This is a genomic window from Nocardia sp. CA-084685, assembly GCF_050955785.1.
In the GTDB taxonomy this organism is placed as follows: Bacteria; Actinomycetota; Actinomycetes; order Mycobacteriales; family Mycobacteriaceae; genus Nocardia.
The window spans coordinates 4,029,625-4,046,727 of the sequence record NZ_CP192094.1; the positions used below are offsets into that span (position 1 = coordinate 4,029,625).

The 17,103-nt window shown below is 64.8% G+C and carries 15 protein-coding genes; 6 read left to right on the plus strand and 9 right to left on the minus strand.

Annotated features, from left to right (window positions below; genetic code table 11):
• The first annotated feature begins 189 nt into the window (after positions 1–189).
• The 3 genes from ACQP2U_RS18060 to ACQP2U_RS18070 are packed head-to-tail and all read left to right on the plus strand — an operon-like array spanning position 190 to position 4,959.
• Positions 190–2,877: an ABC transporter permease subunit gene (locus ACQP2U_RS18060; protein WP_433715715.1), complete on the plus strand. Its 2,688-nt coding sequence runs from the start codon at positions 190–192 to the stop codon at positions 2,875–2,877.
• Entirely contained in the window at positions 2,874–3,650 is a 777-nt protein-coding gene (locus ACQP2U_RS18065; protein ID WP_433715716.1) for an ABC transporter ATP-binding protein, read from the plus strand. The genes ACQP2U_RS18060 and ACQP2U_RS18065 overlap by 4 nt, the downstream gene beginning before the upstream one ends.
• A gap of 37 nt (positions 3,651–3,687) precedes the next feature.
• A complete protein-coding gene (locus ACQP2U_RS18070; protein ID WP_433715717.1) occupies positions 3,688–4,959 on the plus strand; it encodes an ABC transporter substrate-binding protein in 1,272 nt (423 codons plus the stop codon).
• 126 nt (positions 4,960–5,085) lie between these two features.
• Here the strand turns inward: ACQP2U_RS18070 and ACQP2U_RS18075 are convergent, their stop codons facing one another.
• Positions 5,086–5,772, minus strand: a complete 687-nt coding sequence (locus ACQP2U_RS18075) for a three-helix bundle dimerization domain-containing protein (RefSeq protein WP_433715718.1) — start codon at positions 5,770–5,772, stop codon at positions 5,086–5,088.
• Positions 5,773–5,906: 134 nt separating this feature from the next.
• Positions 5,907–6,179, minus strand: coding sequence for a hypothetical protein (locus ACQP2U_RS18080; protein WP_433715719.1), 273 nt, complete (start codon positions 6,177–6,179; stop codon positions 5,907–5,909).
• Between the two features lie 291 nt (positions 6,180–6,470).
• On the opposite strand from ACQP2U_RS18080, the gene ACQP2U_RS18085 reads away from it, so the two are divergent.
• Positions 6,471–6,845, plus strand: a complete 375-nt coding sequence (locus ACQP2U_RS18085) for a hypothetical protein (protein WP_433715720.1) — start codon at positions 6,471–6,473, stop codon at positions 6,843–6,845.
• Positions 6,846–6,923: 78 nt separating this feature from the next.
• Here the strand turns inward: ACQP2U_RS18085 and ACQP2U_RS18090 are convergent, their stop codons facing one another.
• The gene (locus ACQP2U_RS18090; RefSeq protein WP_433715721.1) at positions 6,924–7,721 is read right to left on the minus strand and encodes a HugZ family protein; all 798 of its coding nucleotides are present in this window, start codon (positions 7,719–7,721) and stop codon (positions 6,924–6,926) included.
• Between the two features lie 170 nt (positions 7,722–7,891).
• On the opposite strand from ACQP2U_RS18090, the gene ACQP2U_RS18095 reads away from it, so the two are divergent.
• Positions 7,892–8,986, plus strand: coding sequence for a hypothetical protein (locus ACQP2U_RS18095; RefSeq protein WP_433715722.1), 1,095 nt, complete (start codon positions 7,892–7,894; stop codon positions 8,984–8,986).
• Positions 8,987–9,001: 15 nt separating this feature from the next.
• Here the strand turns inward: ACQP2U_RS18095 and ACQP2U_RS18100 are convergent, their stop codons facing one another.
• The 3 genes from ACQP2U_RS18100 to ACQP2U_RS18110 all read right to left on the minus strand — a co-directional run bounded on the left by ACQP2U_RS18100 (position 9,002) and on the right by ACQP2U_RS18110 (position 12,555).
• A complete protein-coding gene (locus ACQP2U_RS18100; RefSeq protein ID WP_433715723.1) occupies positions 9,002–10,252 on the minus strand; it encodes a lipase family alpha/beta hydrolase in 1,251 nt (416 codons plus the stop codon).
• 47 nt (positions 10,253–10,299) lie between these two features.
• A complete protein-coding gene (locus ACQP2U_RS18105) occupies positions 10,300–11,199 on the minus strand; it encodes an SMP-30/gluconolactonase/LRE family protein (RefSeq protein ID WP_433715724.1) in 900 nt (299 codons plus the stop codon).
• 417 nt (positions 11,200–11,616) lie between these two features.
• The gene (locus ACQP2U_RS18110; protein WP_433716513.1) at positions 11,617–12,555 is read right to left on the minus strand and encodes an RNA polymerase sigma-70 factor; all 939 of its coding nucleotides are present in this window, start codon (positions 12,553–12,555) and stop codon (positions 11,617–11,619) included.
• 168 nt (positions 12,556–12,723) lie between these two features.
• Here ACQP2U_RS18110 and ACQP2U_RS18115 point away from each other — a divergent pair, with 168 nt between their 5' ends.
• Positions 12,724–13,209 carry a carboxymuconolactone decarboxylase family protein gene (locus tag ACQP2U_RS18115; RefSeq protein WP_433715725.1) on the plus strand — a complete coding sequence of 162 codons (486 nt, stop codon included), beginning with the start codon at positions 12,724–12,726 and terminating at the stop codon, positions 13,207–13,209.
• Positions 13,210–13,500: 291 nt separating this feature from the next.
• Here ACQP2U_RS18115 and ACQP2U_RS18120 read toward each other — a convergent pair whose 3' ends face one another.
• From ACQP2U_RS18120 to ACQP2U_RS18130, 3 genes are all read right to left on the minus strand, one after another.
• A complete protein-coding gene (locus ACQP2U_RS18120; RefSeq protein ID WP_433715726.1) occupies positions 13,501–14,217 on the minus strand; it encodes a metal-dependent hydrolase in 717 nt (238 codons plus the stop codon).
• A 44-nt stretch (positions 14,218–14,261) separates the two neighbouring features.
• Positions 14,262–14,585 carry a DUF4913 domain-containing protein gene (locus tag ACQP2U_RS18125; protein WP_397038388.1) on the minus strand — a complete coding sequence of 108 codons (324 nt, stop codon included), beginning with the start codon at positions 14,583–14,585 and terminating at the stop codon, positions 14,262–14,264.
• A 124-nt stretch (positions 14,586–14,709) separates the two neighbouring features.
• Entirely contained in the window at positions 14,710–16,968 is a 2,259-nt protein-coding gene (locus ACQP2U_RS18130; protein ID WP_433715727.1) for a serine/threonine-protein kinase, read from the minus strand.
• Positions 16,969–17,103 lie beyond the last annotated feature (135 nt).

Sequence of the window (17,103 nt, forward strand, 5' to 3'; positions counted from 1 at the left end):
CCGTCGAATTCTGTTGCGAGGCAGGAGCCGTGGGTTCGCGTGGCGAGGCGCGCGTCAGCCGTCGACACTGACCTGGCACAGCTCGCCCCAGCCGTTCGATTCAGCACAACCGACCAGGTCAGGCAAGTCCGCGCCGGCACTTCCGCACAGTCGCGGCCGGTCGGCGATCAGCGAAGATCGGAGTACATCGTGGCAGGTCTCTTGCCGTTCGTGATCGCCGGAATTGTATCCGGCTCGGTTTATGGGCTGGCCGCAACGGGTTTGGTGCTCACCTATAAGACGTCGGGAGTGTTCAACTTCGCCCACGGCGCTATGGCCACTGTGTCGGCGTACGCGTTCTACACGTTGTATGTCCTCGATGGTGTCGTATGGCAGCTCGCCCTGGCGATTTGTGTGCTCGGGATCGGTCCGGCCATGGGCGCGGCACTGGAATTGCTGGCCCGCGTTGTCGACGGGGCGAGTTTGGAACTGCGGATCGCCGCGACGGTCGGCATTCTGCTTGTTGTCCAGGCAGGGGCGAGTCTGTACTACGGGCAGAAGACGCCGCGGATCGTTCCGACCTTCCTGCCCCAGGGCGGATTCGCCGCCTTCGGTGTGCGGGTGCAGTGGTCGGATGTCGCAACATTCGGTGTCGCGGTACTGGCGACCGCCGCGTTATCCGCCGCGCTGCGGTTCACCCGAGGTGGCATCGCGATGCGCGCGGTCGTCGGGAATGCGGCATTGCTGGATCTGGCCGGGACGAGCTCGGTGCGCACGCGACGATCGGCCTGGTGTGTCGGCACTGGCTTGGCATCGCTGTCCGGGGTGCTGTTCGCGCCGTTGATTCCGCTCGATCCGATGCAGTTGACGTTGCTGGTCGTCCAGGCGTTCGGAGCTGCGGCCATCGGCCGATTCACCAGTCTGCCCTGGAGTTTCGGCGGCGGACTGCTCATCGGGGTGCTCGCCGCGTTGGCTACGCACTATTTCACCACCGGGCCGGGCGCGGGAGTTCCCACCGCATTGCCGTTCTTGGCGTTGTTCCTCGTGCTGCTGATCATGCCGCGGCGCTACCTGATGGACCGGGACCGGGCGGTCCGGCGGATCCGGTCCGGTTGGACTGCGCCACCGGCGTTGCAATCCGCGGGTGGGGTCGTGGTGTTGACGGTGCTCGCGCTGGTTCCGTTGTTCGCGGGCATCCATTTGACGGATTGGACTGTGGCGCTAGCGATGACGCTCATCTTTCTGTCGCTCGGTCTGTTGGTCCGCACGTCCGGTCAAGTTTCGCTGTGCCATATGGCTTTCACGGCGATCGGAGCCTGCGCGTTCTCGCACCTGGCTGTCGATCGGCAGTGGCCATGGCCGCTTGCGTTCATCGGCTGCGGACTGGTGGTCCTTCCGATCGGTGCGGTGTTATCGATTCCGGCCATTCGCCTCAGCGGCCTGTATCTAGCGTTGGCGACCTTCGGATTCGGTGTCGTAGTACAGATGATGTTCTACAGCGAGCCTTACATGTTCGGCACCAGTGGTCTGGGCCTGAAAATGCCGCGCCCCAGCGTATTCGGACTCGATTCCGACCCATCGTTCTACCGTTTCGTGCTGGTGCTGGCCACGGTAGGCACGCTGATTGTGGTGGCCTTGGACAAGAGCAGGCTCGGACGACTGCTCCGGGGGCTGGCCGAATCGCCGACCGCGCTGCGGACCAACGGTGTCACGATCGAAGTCACCCGCGTTCTCGTCTTCTGCGTCTCGGCATTTCTTGCCGCATTGGGTGGCGCACTCGCCGGAATGGCCCAGACCACCGCCTCGGCGGCGAATTACCAGCCACTGCTATCGGTTACTTATTTCGCGGTCATCGTCGTGGTGGTGGGCCGGGAGCCTTGGTATCCGCTGCTGGCCGCGGTGGCGCTCATCCTGGTGCCGTCCTATGTCCAAGTCGCCGGCATGTCGCTGTGGCTCCAGGTCCTGTTCGGCATCCTGGTGGTGCTGCGTGCCGCCACCGCGAGCCGCCTCGAAGTTCCCGGCCCGATTCGATCCTGGCTGGACCACGCGTTTCGCCGCCATCGATCCTCGGCGGTCCGCGCGGCGGAACCCGCCACCGAGCAGCCCACCACGGTGCTGGATGTCCACGATCTTTCCGTTCGGTTCGGGGGCGTAGTGGCAGTCGACGGCCTCACCTTCCAGGCGTGCACCGGGCGGATCACCGGACTCATCGGCCCTAACGGGGCGGGCAAGACCACCACCTTCGATGCCTGCACCGGTCTCGTCCAGGCCAACGCAGGCGAGGTGCGACTGCGGGACCTGGTGATCAGCCGAGCCTCGACCGCGCGCCGGGCACGGCTGGGCATCGGACGAACCTTTCAGCAGACCGAACTGTTCGACTCCCTCACTGTCGCCGAAAACGTCGCGATGGGCGCCGAAGGTCCACTCGCCGGCGCAAACCCGCTGGCCCAGCTGGTCTCGGCCCACGGACAGGCCCGGCGGGTGCGCACCGCGACGGCCTCCGCTATCGCGTTGTGCGGTATCGAATCCATCGCGGATTCTCGCGTCGGTGCACTGTCCACCGGGCAACGCAGACTGGTCGAGCTCGCCAGATGTCTTGCCGGGCCGTACCGGATCCTGTTGCTCGACGAGCCGAGTGCGGGCCTCGATCGCTCGGAAACCGCGCGTTTCGGGCAGATCCTGCGGCAGGTCGTCGCCGCACGTGGCGTCGGAATCGTACTGGTAGAGCACGATATGTCGCTGGTGCTCGAGATCTGCGAGGAGATCTTCGTACTCGACTTCGGTCGCCTGATATTCCGGGGCTCGCCCGCGCAGGTCCGCGCTTCGGAGGTGGTGCAGCACGCCTACCTCGGTGAGCCGGTCACCGACGAACGCCGGATGACGGAGCCCGTCGCATGACCGACATCGACTACGCACTCGAATTGAGGTCGATCACCGCGGGATATGGCAGCACGATCGTGCTGCACGAGGTCGACCTCGCGGTTGCACCTCGATCGGTGGTGGCGCTGCTCGGGCCGAACGGCGCCGGAAAGTCAACGCTGCTGCGGGTGGCCTCCGGACTACTTCCGGCGCGATCGGGGACGGTGTCGATAGGCGGGGCCGATCTGACCCGCACTCGCCCGGTGCGCCGCGCCCGCGCGGGCCTGTGCCTGATCCCCGAAGGCCGAGGTGTCTTCGCGGACTTGACGGTTCGGGAGAACCTGCGCCTCCTGATGCCGCCGTGGCGCCGAGGTAGCACCGACGATGTGCTGGATATCTTCCCCGCGCTGCGGGCGAAGCTCGATCAACGGGCCGGCTCGCTATCCGGTGGCCAGCAGCAGATGCTGGCACTGGGGCGCGCCTGGCTGGCCGATCCATCGGTGGTCCTGCTCGACGAGGTGTCAATGGGCCTGGCTCCGCTGGTCGTGGACGAGATCTTCACGGCGCTCGGCGAATTGCGTACTACCGGCTCGGCGATTGTGCTGGTCGAGCAGTACGTCGACCACGCCATGACGATGGCCGATCACGTGGTGTTGCTCAGCCGCGGCACGGTCGCGTTCGCCGGGCCCGCCGCGGACATCGACCGAGCTGCCGTGCTGCAGAACTATCTCGGCATCGACGGCGGCCACACAGACTTGTCGGCAACGCCGGCAGGACACCCACCCGGAACCGCGGCCGGGCGATGGGCGTAGCGAATCGAATGCTCGGAATCCGTACAGGAGTGGAGTAATGAGAAAAACAAGGTTTCTGTGGTGGGCCGCACCGGTGCTGGCGGCGGCGCTCGCACTCTCGTCGTGTTCCGCCGACTCGACGACCGGCGGGACCGAAGCCGTTGGCCCGGTGAAAGTTTCCGACGGTGGGCTGAAGGGCGATCCGATCCTCATCGGGTCGATTTGCAGCTGTACCGGCCCAGCCGCGGCGTCGGTGGGACACGCCAGTGACGTGCTGCAGGCATGGGCGTCGTGGGTCAACGATCGCGGCGGAATCAATGGGCACCCGGTCAAACTCGTCTCATACGACGACGAGCAGAATCCGACAACTGCGCTGGCCGTCGCGAAGAAGCTGGTCGAACAGGACAGGGTGGTCGCAATCGTCGGCCAGACCAGCCTGGTCAGTAGTAGTTGGCAGAACTACGTCGACAGCAAAGGCATTCCGGTCATCGGCGGACAGCCGGTCGACGCCCCGTTCATCACCGACCCGAACTTCTTCGCCTCCGGAACCACGCTGCCGGTGCTGATGCTGGGTGAGGTGGCCCAGGCCAAGCAGGTGGGCGCAAAAACCCTCGGCGTCTACTATTGTGCCGAAATCCCTGTCTGCGAGCAGCTTCCACAGATGCTGAAACCAATGGCCGAACAGGCCGGTCTGGGATTCTCTGCGGAGAAAGTCGCGATCGCCGCGCCGAACTACATCGCTCCCTGTCTCGCATTCAAGGATAAGGGTGTCGACGCCGTATTCCCCGGCGTCTCCGTCGAGGCGATTTCGCGCATCGCGGCATCGTGCGCGCAGCAAGGTTACAAACCGATTCAGGCTCCTACCGGCGTGAGCCTGCAGAGAGCGTGGGCCACGGACCCGAACTTCGACGGCAGCATCTTCGCGGGCTCGAACGCGCTGTACACCGATGACTCGATTCCCGCCATCAAGGACTTCGGCGACGCCCTCGACAAATACATTCCCGGTCTTCGGGGCAGCGGGGACTTCAGCGCGCCGCTGCTGTGGCCCTGGGCAGGTGGGCAACTGTTCCTGGCGGCGGCCAAAGCAGCCAACCTCTCCCCGTCCTCGACGAGCGCGGATGCGATCAAGGGACTGCGCGCACTGCGTGAAGAGACCCTCGACGGTCTCGCTCCGCCACTGACCTTCCCCGAAGGCCAACCGGGGTTCCCGCTGTGCTACTTCACCGGAAACACCAAAGGCGGTGTATTCCACTCCGCCAACGGTGGTAAGCCGACGTGCATCGACCAGGCAACTGCCGCTGCGCTGATGAAGGCACTCACGCCGTCATAACCATCCGAACCCGTAGTCGGCGAGGCGGTGGTATTGCACCGCCTCGCCACCAACGACGGCGAGGGGCACAGCAGAGATCATCGACATGATCACCGTGCCGGTGCGCGAAGCGACATTGGGGTTGGGTCAGCAGGTGACAGGGAGGTCGAGGCTGGCCAGCAGGTCGATTACGCGTCGGCGGATATCGTCGCGGATCGGCCGCACGTCGGCCAACGATAGCCCGGCCGGGTCGTCCACGCCCCACTCTTCGTAACGGATGCCGGGCACCAGTGGGCACACATCGCCGCACCCCATGGTGATGATGACGTCAGCGGCCAGGATGATCTCATCGGTCCAGGCCTTGGGGAACTCGTGGGAGATGTCGATATCCACTTCGGCCATGGCCGCGACCGCTGCGGCGTTCAGCGCCCCGCTCGGCTCGGATCCACCGGACCAGGCCAGTACCCGCCCCTGTGCGTAGTGTTCGAAGAACCCCAGCGCCATCTGTGAACGCCCGGCATTGAATGTGCACAGGAACAGCACCACCGGGATCTCATGTTCCATGCGGCCCTCTACCTTGGCCCGCGCGTGCAACTGCTGGCGGGCGAAGCGCTCGGCCAGCAGCGGCAGGTACAGCTTCACCGGCGCCCGCGCCGTGATCTGCGCGTAGGAGTCGTGCAGGAAATGGTGAATCGTGTTGGCGTCGAACAAGATCGTGAATTCGCGGTGCAGCCGCCGCTCGGCCCGGGCGAGCGCCGTTCCGTGCACGATGTCGAGGAGTCGGTACGCCGGGGTGATCTCGGCATATCCGGCCCGGTTCGTCTGCTCGGGCATAGGCACAGTAGTGAGGGTGACACCGACGCCCTTGCGCGGCAACCAAACTGGGGATGAACCGGATCGAACCTGCAGACTACAACGCGGCGTACCGCCGAAGAAGCCCCTCGATACGGCGCGTGTCGCGAAAACCGTTAGCGCAGAGAACCTTCCGCCAACGGCTTGTCGATCACCCGCGTGTAGGTTTCGGCCGACACGATCGCCCGTTCCAGGCTTGCCGTGGTTCTGATGATCCGGGCGACTTCCGAGTCGGCGTGATCGACGATCGTGAACCTTCGAGGTTGGAGCAGCCGGGCGGCGTGGATCGTCCCGTCCACTACTGACCCGAGCCGCTGGCCGTTCTCATCCAGCACCGCATACTCGGAGGACATCTCGATCAGCTCGGGCTTCTGATCGATCACCAGCACCGGCTCGGTGTAAAGCGTTCCACCACAACGTCGTCGGGCACTGGTCGGTTGTTCGGAAGTTGCCATTGCTTTCCTCTTCGATGGGATCCGGGGAATCCGGCTATGAATAGGCTCCGCGGCGGACGGCATCAAGGCACCCAAGGGCGCGGTCAGCGCCCCCGCTGGCCCCTGTGACAACGGTGGTTGGCGGTTTGGAGAAGCCCTTCGGGGTGGGCAATGTCCACCCCATAGGTGGCTATCGCCAACGGCACACCTGACCGAATCTATTCATGCAAGCCGACGAAATCTCACATGAGGAAAGACACGCATCCTGTGCATCTCATCGCCGTCATTGTGCTGACTGCAGTCATCGCCGGGCTCCTGCGCCGGTTGGTAATTCCGCAGCGGCGCCGCAGCCTGGCCACTCCGCCCAACGGGCCGCAGGATTGGATGCCCAATCTCGGCTACGCCCCGATGCGGCTGCATGGCCCGTTCATCGCACTCACCGCCCTCTGGTCGGCGCTGCTGATCACCGAGATCGCAAGGAATCCGGACGCGAGCAATGTGATGCTTTACATCTATTTGCTCGCGCTCGCCGCTTCGGCTGTCAACCTCACAGCGATCCACCTCCAATGGCGGTTCGCGCGCGGAGTCCTCGTCCATCTTGCCCACACCGCGGGTAGGTGAATCATGGTCGTGGAACGTGATTCCGACCGCGGAACCCGCCGTGGCTCCCGACAACCGGAACACGGCCGGAATGCGCCATCAGCCCTCACGCGAACGCCGCGTCAATTCAACTGTCGCTGCACGCAATTCCTCCGCCGAATCGATCGGCGTCGCATAGCCGACGCGGGTCCGCGCCACACCACGTGGTGTCACCACTCGTAGGTCCAGCCCGTACCGGTCGGCGCGTTCGCAACTCGCCTCCGTCGCATCCGGATATCCCCCCAATACCTGCGCCATCGACAACAGCGCTTCCGCGTGATCGTCATTCAGGTGCGTGATCGCCCGCCCCGCCACCGCAACGACCGGATCCGGCGCGGCCGCCAGATACTGCTCTGCCGTCGCCGAATCCATCCGCCCGTACCCACCGACCCATCGAACACGCCGCACCCGCATCACCCACAGCGAGAAATCGCTGTAATCCACGTAGTACTTCGCCGCTGGCACCGCCGCCAGATGCGCCGCACGCGCCGCCGCAACCTCATCACCGACCGGACGCTCCACCACACCGGCCAGCGTGATCCGGGCTCCGGCCAGCGGATCGGCGGGCACATCGGGCGACACCACCGACAGGCTGGCCCGCGGATCCGCCGCGAGATTACGTCCGTGCTCAGCCATCCGCGATACACACAGCACCGGCTGACCGTCCAGCAACCCGTAGGTGACGAACGACGCCCACGGGCCGCCGTGCTCGCTCAAACTCGCCAAGGTCGCGATATTCGTCGCCGCCGCAACAGTTCTGGCCTCTTCAGCCGCCGAGGGGCGGGCCGGATTCAGCACCGGCGCGGTCGGCTGCGGAATCGAAGGCGCGTCGCCGGGATCACCGTGATCGAGAGTCATACCGTCCATCCTCGCAGGTACCCACCGCCATCCAGGACGGTATCCCGCCCGGCACGCGGTAGCCACCGAGACGTGGAACAGCTGACATCGGACACTCGAAACGCCGACGACCACATTTCGAAGCGATCGATCGCGCGCGCAACCGCCGCGGATCGGCAAGACTGGCGTGCGTGACCAGATACGCATTCGATGCCGACCGCAACGCCCTCGTCGCCATCTGGGCGACCGGACGCGGCGATCTCACGACCACGGTGGCCGATCTGCCACCGATAAATCATGACCAGGCAACGAGTTTGGCGTCGAATCTGACCACCCTGTCCCGGTTCCAGTGGCGCACCTACACCCATCCCGCAAGTGCCGCAGGCGATCCCGACGTCCCCAATAGCGAAGCATGGCGGCGCGCGGAGGAGCGCCGCAACTTCAAAGAGGTCGAGGCCGGAATCCGCACCCCGAACCTGCCGACCGACCACGGCCTCGTCGTTTCCTACAGCGGCGTGGTCGAATCCGCGCACCGCGTCGGGCGCACCCTGCACGCCATCGACGATTCCGCGCTACGCGACACCATCGCGGCCGAGGTCCGCACCGAACAAGCCGCCATCGAATCCGCCGAACTCGGCGACCTTTCCGGCCGTGCACGCCAAGCGGTCGAACTCTCCCGCCCCGATGTCTCACCAGCTCAGGTGCAGGCCGCCGACGACCTGCTGCGCGCCGACCCCCTCGGCACCGTGGAACTGTTCACCGAACTCGACCCCGCCTCCGCATCCGTCGCGGCCGCGCACTGGCTCTATGCCGCCGCCGAGGTCGCGGGCGAACTCGCGGGCGTGCCAACCGCCGAGGTAGTCGTCGAAGCCGACGATATAGAGGCATTGCAGGTCGAAACGCCGACCCTGGTGCTGGAGCGGCTGACCGGGGGTGAGACCCCGACCGAGATCGTCGTCGATCTCATCGCCGAGGCCATGGCCGTCTCCGAAGGACATGTGCCCGCACCATGGGCAGTCGTGGGCCGCGTCGCGGAAATCGAGGAACAGGCCCGCAAATTCGATCTCGACAGCGTCTCTCGCGCCGCCCTGCTCGACGAATTCCGGATCAGCCGCCTCGACCCCACCCGCCCGGCTCTGGACCTGTTGGAAGATCTCCTCGACGGCATCCGCGGCTGCCTGCTGCTCTACTCGGCCCACACCGCGGGCGCCGACGCGCAAGTCGAAGCCCAGTTCGCCGCCGACGTCAGGGGGGAAGCCGACACCCACCCCGACCAGCTGTTCTGACCCGGGCATCGCTGCTCAACCACACCGCACAGACTTCCGGCTCGCACCGCCGGCGAGCCAGCGCAGCAGCGCCTGGTAAACGGCCTCGTGGTTGAGCAGGGTGAAATGGTTGGCTCCGGCGATATGCAGGCCGTTCTCATCGTCGAAACCGATGCGGCGAGCCCGATTTCGACCGGATCCACTGGCATGCAGGACCAAGCCGTCGCCGACGATGCGACCTAGTGGATGGCGCGGGCTGCGGGTGACCGAAGCGGTGACAAAGTAGTGGTCGGCGCAGTCGAGCAGGGGCACCTCACGAATGACTCTTCGGCGCAAGGCATCCGCGTCCATGTCATGCCAGTCCTCATCCACCAGCGAACCCTGGCGCAGGTCGCGAATGCCCGCACTGCGTCGGCGCAGCAGCCGACCGAACGGTCGCGTCTCCGGAATTTTCACCAACGCGGCGGAGGCGTAGTGGACCAACTGCTCCAACGGCGCGCCCAAATGCGGTGATCCGAGACAGACGATATGTCGCACCCGGCGCACCCATGGCAAGTCGGCCTGATCGGCGTCATAGCACGCTCCCCGCGCGATCAGGCCGCCCATGGAATGGCCGACGAGAGCGATCTGTTCAACCTCCACCGGCCAGTTCTCGACCAATCGCTGCAGCATCCCGTTCAGTAGACGGGCGTTCTCCGAGATGTGCAATCCGCTGTTGTATCGAACCATCAGTGTCGTGCGGTCGAGGTCGGCTTCGAGTCGCTCCGCATAGCTGGCCCGCCCGCCAAGGCGCCAAGCGTGTTCGGTCTCGACCAGACCGTGCAGAAAAACCACGATGCGCGAGCGCGGATTCGACACCACATCGCCGACCCAACCCGGTGCGACCGGTTCACCACTGATCCGAAATGTCATCGGCCCGGCCAGGATCGGCCGCTCATCCTCGAGCGTGTCTCCGATCAAACCCTGCAACGCGGCGAGGAATCCAGAGCCGTACACCGTGCGTGAGGGCGCCCGAGCGCCGGGCACATCCACGGCGCGCTCGGCAAACGCTCCGGCCGCCACTGCGGTACCGCCGACCAGCCGATACACCCCATCGGTAATCGCATCGTGCACCACCTTGACCGGCTGCGCGGCCGGGCCCACCCCCAATCGCACCGCGGCGAACACTCGGTCCGACACGGCTCGATGCACCGCGGCGATCCCCTCGATCGCACCACCCAGCTCATCGCCCGCTAACCGGGCGAGCGCCTGAATCTCAGCCTGTCGTTGCCGCTCGGGCTCACTCATCGGCCCAGTGTACAACTGTGCACTGAGATTTCGTGTATGAGCGCGGCCTAGGACGGTATGTGGCTGACTCCGACCGCGGTTTCGGTAAGACTGCCGAGGTAGAGGGTGCCGTTGTGCTCGACAACGCCGGTGACCATCGCGAAGTCGGTGCCCTCGGTCTGCAGGTCGTGCACGATCTTGCCATCGAAGTCGACGGCCATCACCCAGACCGTGCGCGGTGGTTTGGGCTGTACCCATTGCGGCAGCGCCCAGACGATCCGGCGCAGCAGGCCGGGCAGGGGAAGTAGGCGGTCCAGCAATGGATTTCGCGGTGACGGCAGGGTGATCCACACCAGACCGTCGCTGCCGAGGGCCATATTGTCCGGGAAGCCGGGCAGGTTCTCGATCAGGCGATCGGAGGTGCCCGCCTTCGGTCCGGTGAGCCAATATCGAGTCACGCGGTAGGCGCCGGTTTCCGCGACGAGCACGCAGGAGCCATCGGGGGATAGGACCACGCCATTGGCGAATTGCAGTCCGTCGATGAGCGTCTCGAGCTTGCCCGACGGATCGAGGCGCAACAGGCGGCCGGTGCCGGAATGCTCCAGCAGATCACCCATCCACTCGTCCAGCGGATAACGGCGCGACGAAGAGGAAAAGTAGATCGTGCCGTCCTCGGCGCGAACCACGTTGCTGGCGAAGGGGAGTGGTTCACCGTCGACTTCGGCCACGAGAACCTCGATGCCGCCTGCGCTGTCGAGTCGCAGCAGGCCGCGATCGAAATCGCAGATCAGAAGCGACCCATCGGTGTCGGCATGCATACCGAGCGGACGGCCGCCGGTGTTCGCCAGCAGGCTCACCGCACCGTCCGCGGGATCGACGCTGTAGATCGAACCGTCATCGACTCCCGCAATGATCCGCCCCGCGGCAGTGCGCACCACATCCTCGGGTGCCGCACCAGGCAGTTCCAATCGCGCGACCTGGGGAAGCGGTGGGGCGCTATGTGTTTCGCGAGCCCGGGGTGGGGCATGCGGTGGTGTCCAGCGCTGCGGCTGCATTGGCGATCCAGCGATCATGGCTCACCTTATCCCGGTACCGACGACCAGTTGCTTGAGAAGCGGCCTTGAGAATGGCATGTTCATACGTAGATATGCGCATCTAAACATGTATGTACAAACTAGGGCAACCGTTCGGCTTCGCCGAACGCAGCATAGACGGCGCCGCGTAGGCTCCGTCCCTTCCGAACAAGGAACAGGCACAAGCCGATACACGTTTTTGTGGGGGCGCATGGGCGGGGAGGGCTGGACACCGCGGATTCGGGACCAGCGCTCACCCCGGCGCTCGAGCGCTACCGACGTCGGCGACCGCAAGTACGGTTGGCGACGGTGTCAGCGGTGCAGAGCGGTCTCGTGCCGCAAACGCGATAGCTTCTCCGGGTTGCGCACGGAGTAGATCCCGGTGATGAGGCCGTCGTCGATGCGCGCCGCCACGACGGCATCAATATCGCCGTGGCGTCGCAGGATCAGCGCCGGATAGCCATTGACGAGGACAGGTTGCGCGGACCTCGCCGTGAGGTTTCCGAGGGCGGCGGCGAGGAAGCCCGCCACCGCATCGGCGCCGACGATGGGCACCAGCGCGGCCTGTGCGATTCCGCCGCCGTCGCCGAGGAATACGACATCCGGTGCGAGAATGTCCAGCAGGCTCTGTAGTTCGCCGGTTTCGACGGCCCGCTGGAACGCCGCGAGCGCGTCTCGGGTCTCGGCTACCGAAACCACTCCACGTGGTCGGCGCGCGGCGACATGTGAACGCGCCCGGTACGCGAGCTGGCGAACCGCAGCCGGGCTCTTATCGACCGCTTCGGCGATCTCGTCATACTCCAGACCGAATACCTCGCGCAGTACGAATACCGCGCGCTCGATGGGCGTGAGTGTCTCCAATACCAAAAGCATTGCCATCGAGACGTTCTCGGCGAGTTCGACATCGTCGGCGACGTCGGGTGTGGTGAGTAGTGGTTCGGGCAGCCAGGGTCCGATGTAGGTTTCTTTGCGGCGTCCGAGTGCGCGTAGTCGGTCGAGGGACTGGCGGGTGGTGATGCGGACGAGGTAGGCGCGTTGGTCGTGCACTGTGTGGAGGTCGACGCTTGCCCAGCGTAGCCAGGTTTCTTGGAGGACGTCTTCGGCGTCGGCGGCTGAGCCGAGCATTTCGTAGGCGACGGTGAAGAGCAGGTTGCGGTGGGTGACGAACGCTTGCGTCGCGGAGTCCGGACGGTCGTCGCGACTGCTGCGCGCACCGCGGTTGGCGGGCGTGGACTGCGACATGCCGTGCATGGGCGGCTCCTGTTCACTCTCGACTTTGTCACCCATCAGACGTCCCATCCTGTCGTTTCGTAACAGCCGAACGCGGTGGTGTGTATCACATCTAAGCGCTGTTACGTGGATCGGGGCGGCGCCGTCTGATGGTCGTTCAATTCAGCACAATGAGTGAGGACCGAAGTCATGGAACCCCGTTTCAACCTGAACGGCAACGAGCTCGGCGCCAAGATCGGTAAGCGGTTCGCCAACACCAGCCTGGCGATCATGCAGTCGTCGCTACCGAAGTCCACCGTGGAGCTGGTGGAGTTGCGCGCCAGCCAGATCAACGGCTGCGGTTACTGCGTCGACGCCCACAGTAAAGAGCTGGCGGCCGCTGGTGAACCCGCGGTTCGGATCAATCTGGTCGCCGCCTGGCGTGAGTCCACTGCGTTCAGCGAGGCCGAGCAAGCCGCGCTGGCGTTCGCCGAGCAGGGCACTCGCCTCGCCGACGCGAATCTCGGTGTGTCCGACGAGACCTGGGCGCAGGTGCGCAAGCACTACGACGACGACCAGATCGCTGCCCTCGTGTACTTGGTCGCCATGATCAACGCCGCCAACCGGCTCCTGGTGATCACGCAGACCAAGGGTGGCTCCTACATGCCCGGCACATTCGAGAGCGTGGCGAGCTGATCCACACGCTGATCCCGGCCCAGGCCATTCGGGCTGGGATCAGCGGAAAGGGGAGCACTGCGACGGGATTGGTTCCACGAAGTGGTGGGGGATCTGAAGTGCTTCGCGGGGAATGTATCCGAAGCATCCGTGCACCTAGCTCCCTGAAATTGCATCGCAGTATGTAGATATGCGTATCAAACTATATAATCCAACACCCCTAACTCACGAAAGCTCACACACCTCAAAAACCGCATAGAGCAGAGGGGAGCGCCCTGCCGCTGCGACCGTGGTGGGCGCAGCGGCAGGGGGCTAGGGATTGACCGAGAAGACGTGCCAGAGCACGGCGAGGGTGGCAAGCGTGAAAAACGGTGACAGAATCCAGGTTTCGACCTTATTGCCGGTGCGTTCGATCACCGGCACGCAGGTACGCAACGGGAACGGCCAGAACAGTCGGCACCCCTTATCGGTGAGGCAATCACCGGCTAGGTGGGCCAGCGCCCCGAGTCCGACAGCGAACGGTAACCATGCCGGTTTATCGGTGATCCAGTGGTCCATCACGAACGTCCCTGCCGCGGCGAGGATTATGACCGTGCCCCAGGCCTCGATGCCCTCTCCGGACGGGCACAGATGCAGTGCCCGCACGGCCAGTGCGAGCAGGAAGAAGACCAATCCGAGTGTGAAATACCGTCCGAGCCAATGCTCGCCGGCCCAGGTCCCATAGCCGACGGCGATAACGAAGGCGAACGAGTGCGTGGCATGCCGATGTCCGCCGGAGATCCAGGAAATCAAGCGGCACAGGTGATAGGAGATGGGGCCGAGCACATGCGCGATGGTGCCGTTGGGATGGTCCGCATCCGGCAGCAGCGCGGCCCCTGCCGTCAGAAAGGTTCCGAGCAGTACCTCGACGGCACCGAGATGCGCGTCGCCAGTGGGCAATACCGGATAGACCAACGCCGAGATGGGCAGCGTCGCCGCTGCCACCGACCAGGCGAAAGCGCCGCTGGTCGCATGTGAATGTCCTAGCACCGCATGAAGATTAGTTGACCACAACCTGTTTCAAACAACCGCGACTAACCAGCGGCTGAAAATGTGTCGGGAGGAGGGGATTTCACGGAAAGCGGCCAGACGCGGTCAGTGTGGCCGTTGTGCATGGAACAGGCAGCGAACGGTCCGTTGGGGTCGAACAGCATGTCCATATGACTGTCGGCATGGTCGAGAAACCATAGTGACAGGCCCAATTCGCCGTTGAGCCGATAGAGTTCCCAGGATTGCCAGAGCGCCTCCAGCCGTGCCACGGCTTCGGTGTGCCGCCACCATTCCGGGCACCAGGCCAGGCCGTTATCGGCCACTTTGCGCCGATAGACCTGGGCCAGGTAGTTCTCGACGAACTCCACGACCGATCCGTAGACCTGTGTACGCTGCTCTTTCATGGCGGCCCCCGAGGCCCAGTGGCATTCCAGACAGCTTCGAGAATAGTCACGAAACCTGCTGAGTTCCTTTGGGAAATCTTGGAAAAACCTAACCGTTGCGCCGAGAACGCGGATTTACGATGCGACCGAGTGCGTGCAGATCCGATTCCAATGCGTAGAACACCCGCAGCGCGCCGACGAATGCGAAAAGGCTGACCACGCAGAGGATCACGATGGGACCGATCACCATCTGCTGCTGTGCCGCATCGAGATAGACCAGACCACCTGCCACCCCGATCAGCGGGACCGAGGCAGCGATGCCGAGGTAGATCCGGATGCGTCGCGCGAGCCGCCGCAATCGGAGGGCGTCATCGGGGGAGGACTGCCCGGTACCGAGCAAACCCGGGTAGTACCAGCGCAGTACGAAGAAGGTGACCGGGAAGTACGAGTACACCACCGCGACCGAGGCCGCGACCAGATGGGATGCGATGAGGTTGATGGTGAATCCGGCGGACAGGTCCGCGGTGTAATGCAGCTGGGTCAGGAAGATCACCAGCGACAACGCCCACCCGGCGAATCCGACCACCGCGATGCGGTCGCCGCAGGCGAGCGTATCGGCGCGCGCCCGCGTGAGAGTCTGCTCGTCGAAGTGCTTATTGCGGCGTAGTCCGTCGGGAACCAGGAAGACCAGACGGCACCAGTACAGCAGGGCCAGAATGCCGAGCGGGTAGCCGATCGCGCCGAGCAGCGTTGCGAGGTGTTGGAGTTGGCCGCTCGCCTCGGCGGTGAGTTGCGCGTCGAGCAGTCGGGTGTTGTGCGCTGAAAGATAGAGCGCGCCGAGGAGCTGCCCGAGCATGCTCGACAGCGTCACCACAGGCATCGGCCGCATCCGCAGTTTGGCGCGGATACTGCGCGCCGGCGGGTCGACGAGATCGCGGGCGGTGCGGTCCAGGGTGAGATCGAGTTGAGTGGCGAGTTCGGCGCCGGTGGCGAAGCGGTCGGCGGGATCGGGAGACAGGCAGGTGAGCAGGGCATGCTGCAGTACCGGTGGACAGTCTGGCGGGATGTCGGCGGCGAAGCGGTCGGGGACCGGCTGGCGGCGGAGTTCGATCATCCGTTCCAGTGAGGTATCCGATTCGCCCGCACCGCGTTCGTCGTCGAAGGGGAGTCGGCCGGTGAGCAGTTCCCACAGCACGACCGCGAGTGCGTAGAGGTCGCTGCGGGTGTCGAGGTCCGCGGCGGTGGTGGCCATGGTCGGATGGCAGGCCTCGAGCTGTTCGGGGGACATGTAGGCCAGTGATCCGCCGAAGTAGGCGGCGGGGCTGGCACCCGGTATGTGACGACTGAAGCTGATATTGAAGTCGGCGAGCTTGGGTTGTCCGTCGACGGTCAGCAGTACGTTCGCGGGTTTGATATCACGGTGCAGCACGCCTGCGTGATTGGCGTAGTCCAAGGCGGAGGCGAGTCGACTGCCGAGCCAGGCAACGGTTTCCGGCCAGCTCAGCCGAGCGACCTCGGTGCGGGTGGGGGACGGTTGTGGTTCGAGCACCCCGCCGCTGGCGGCTGCCTCGTCGACGGCGTCGAGCAGTAGTCGACCGGTCTTGCCTTCGACCCCGGTGCGGCGCAGCAGCCGCAGCACGCCGAGTAGGGTGCCGCCCGGAACGTACTGCATGTACATCAATTTCAGGTGCTGATCGGTGATCTGGCGTTGATCGAAGACCCGCACGATGTTCTCGTGATCGAGCTGGGCCAGCGTCTGTCCCTCGCTGCCGCGATCATGGGAGATCTTGACCGCGACGAGTCGCTGCATGGAGCGTTGCCGTGCCAGGAAGACTCGGCCGAACGCGCCTTGGCCGAGCAGGATCAACATATCGAAATCGTCAACGGTCGCACCGGGATTGATGGAGTCGAGCGTCGCGAGTGCGGCAGGGTCGGTCAGGACGGTGCTGCGGAAGTGGTCGCCATCGAGGCGGTGGGCGATCCGTGCCATCTGTTGGGAATATCGTTGCTCGTATTCGGTGAGATCCAGGTCCTTATCGAACTGGCGTCGCGCGGCGATCTCCTCGTAGATCAGATCCGGTGGCAGTGGGGCGGTGTCGAGTTCGGGAAAGTCGGCGAGGTATTCGTCGAGGCGCTTTTCGGCCTTCTTGCGGATCGACCGGTGATGCAGGTCCACCTTGATCAACTCGATGAGTGCCGACCGCCGCAGTGCGGTCTCGGCGGGCAGGTGCGGGGTCAGCTCGGGTGGTTCGCCCGCGGCCGCCCACTCGCCCGCGAAATCGGCGACCGCCCTGGCCAATACGGCCTGAGTAACCGTCGCGCGATCCCCACCGTGCTCCGGTGGTACCGCGCCGAGATGGGTATTCATCGTCGGCTCACTCGATCAGGTTGGTGTCCCGGACAGAACCGAGAATATTCGATTATCGTCGTCGGTTGCTGATCTTCGCCAGGGGTCGCATGGAACCGACCCCGCGCATAACGGCGCCCCCGCGAAGCATGGAAG

Bases quoted from the DNA above. Each gene is read 5' to 3' on its own strand.
- ACQP2U_RS18070 (WP_433715717.1), top strand. From the start codon at position 3,688: ATGAGAAAAACAAGGTTTCTGTGGTGGGCCGCACCGGTGCTGGCGGCG.
- ACQP2U_RS18085 (WP_433715720.1), top strand. From the start codon at position 6,471: ATGAGGAAAGACACGCATCCTGTGCATCTCATCGCCGTCATTGTGCTG.
- ACQP2U_RS18090 (WP_433715721.1), bottom strand. From the start codon at position 7,721: ATGACTCTCGATCACGGTGATCCCGGCGACGCGCCTTCGATTCCGCAG.
- ACQP2U_RS18100 (WP_433715723.1), bottom strand. From the start codon at position 10,252: ATGAGTGAGCCCGAGCGGCAACGACAGGCTGAGATTCAGGCGCTCGCC.
- ACQP2U_RS18110 (WP_433716513.1), bottom strand. From the start codon at position 12,555: ATGCACGGCATGTCGCAGTCCACGCCCGCCAACCGCGGTGCGCGCAGC.
- ACQP2U_RS18115 (WP_433715725.1), top strand. From the start codon at position 12,724: ATGGAACCCCGTTTCAACCTGAACGGCAACGAGCTCGGCGCCAAGATC.
- ACQP2U_RS18130 (WP_433715727.1), bottom strand. From the start codon at position 16,968: ATGAATACCCATCTCGGCGCGGTACCACCGGAGCACGGTGGGGATCGC.
- ACQP2U_RS18075 (WP_433715718.1), bottom strand. From the start codon at position 5,772: ATGCCCGAGCAGACGAACCGGGCCGGATATGCCGAGATCACCCCGGCG.
- ACQP2U_RS18065 (WP_433715716.1), top strand. From the start codon at position 2,874: ATGACCGACATCGACTACGCACTCGAATTGAGGTCGATCACCGCGGGA.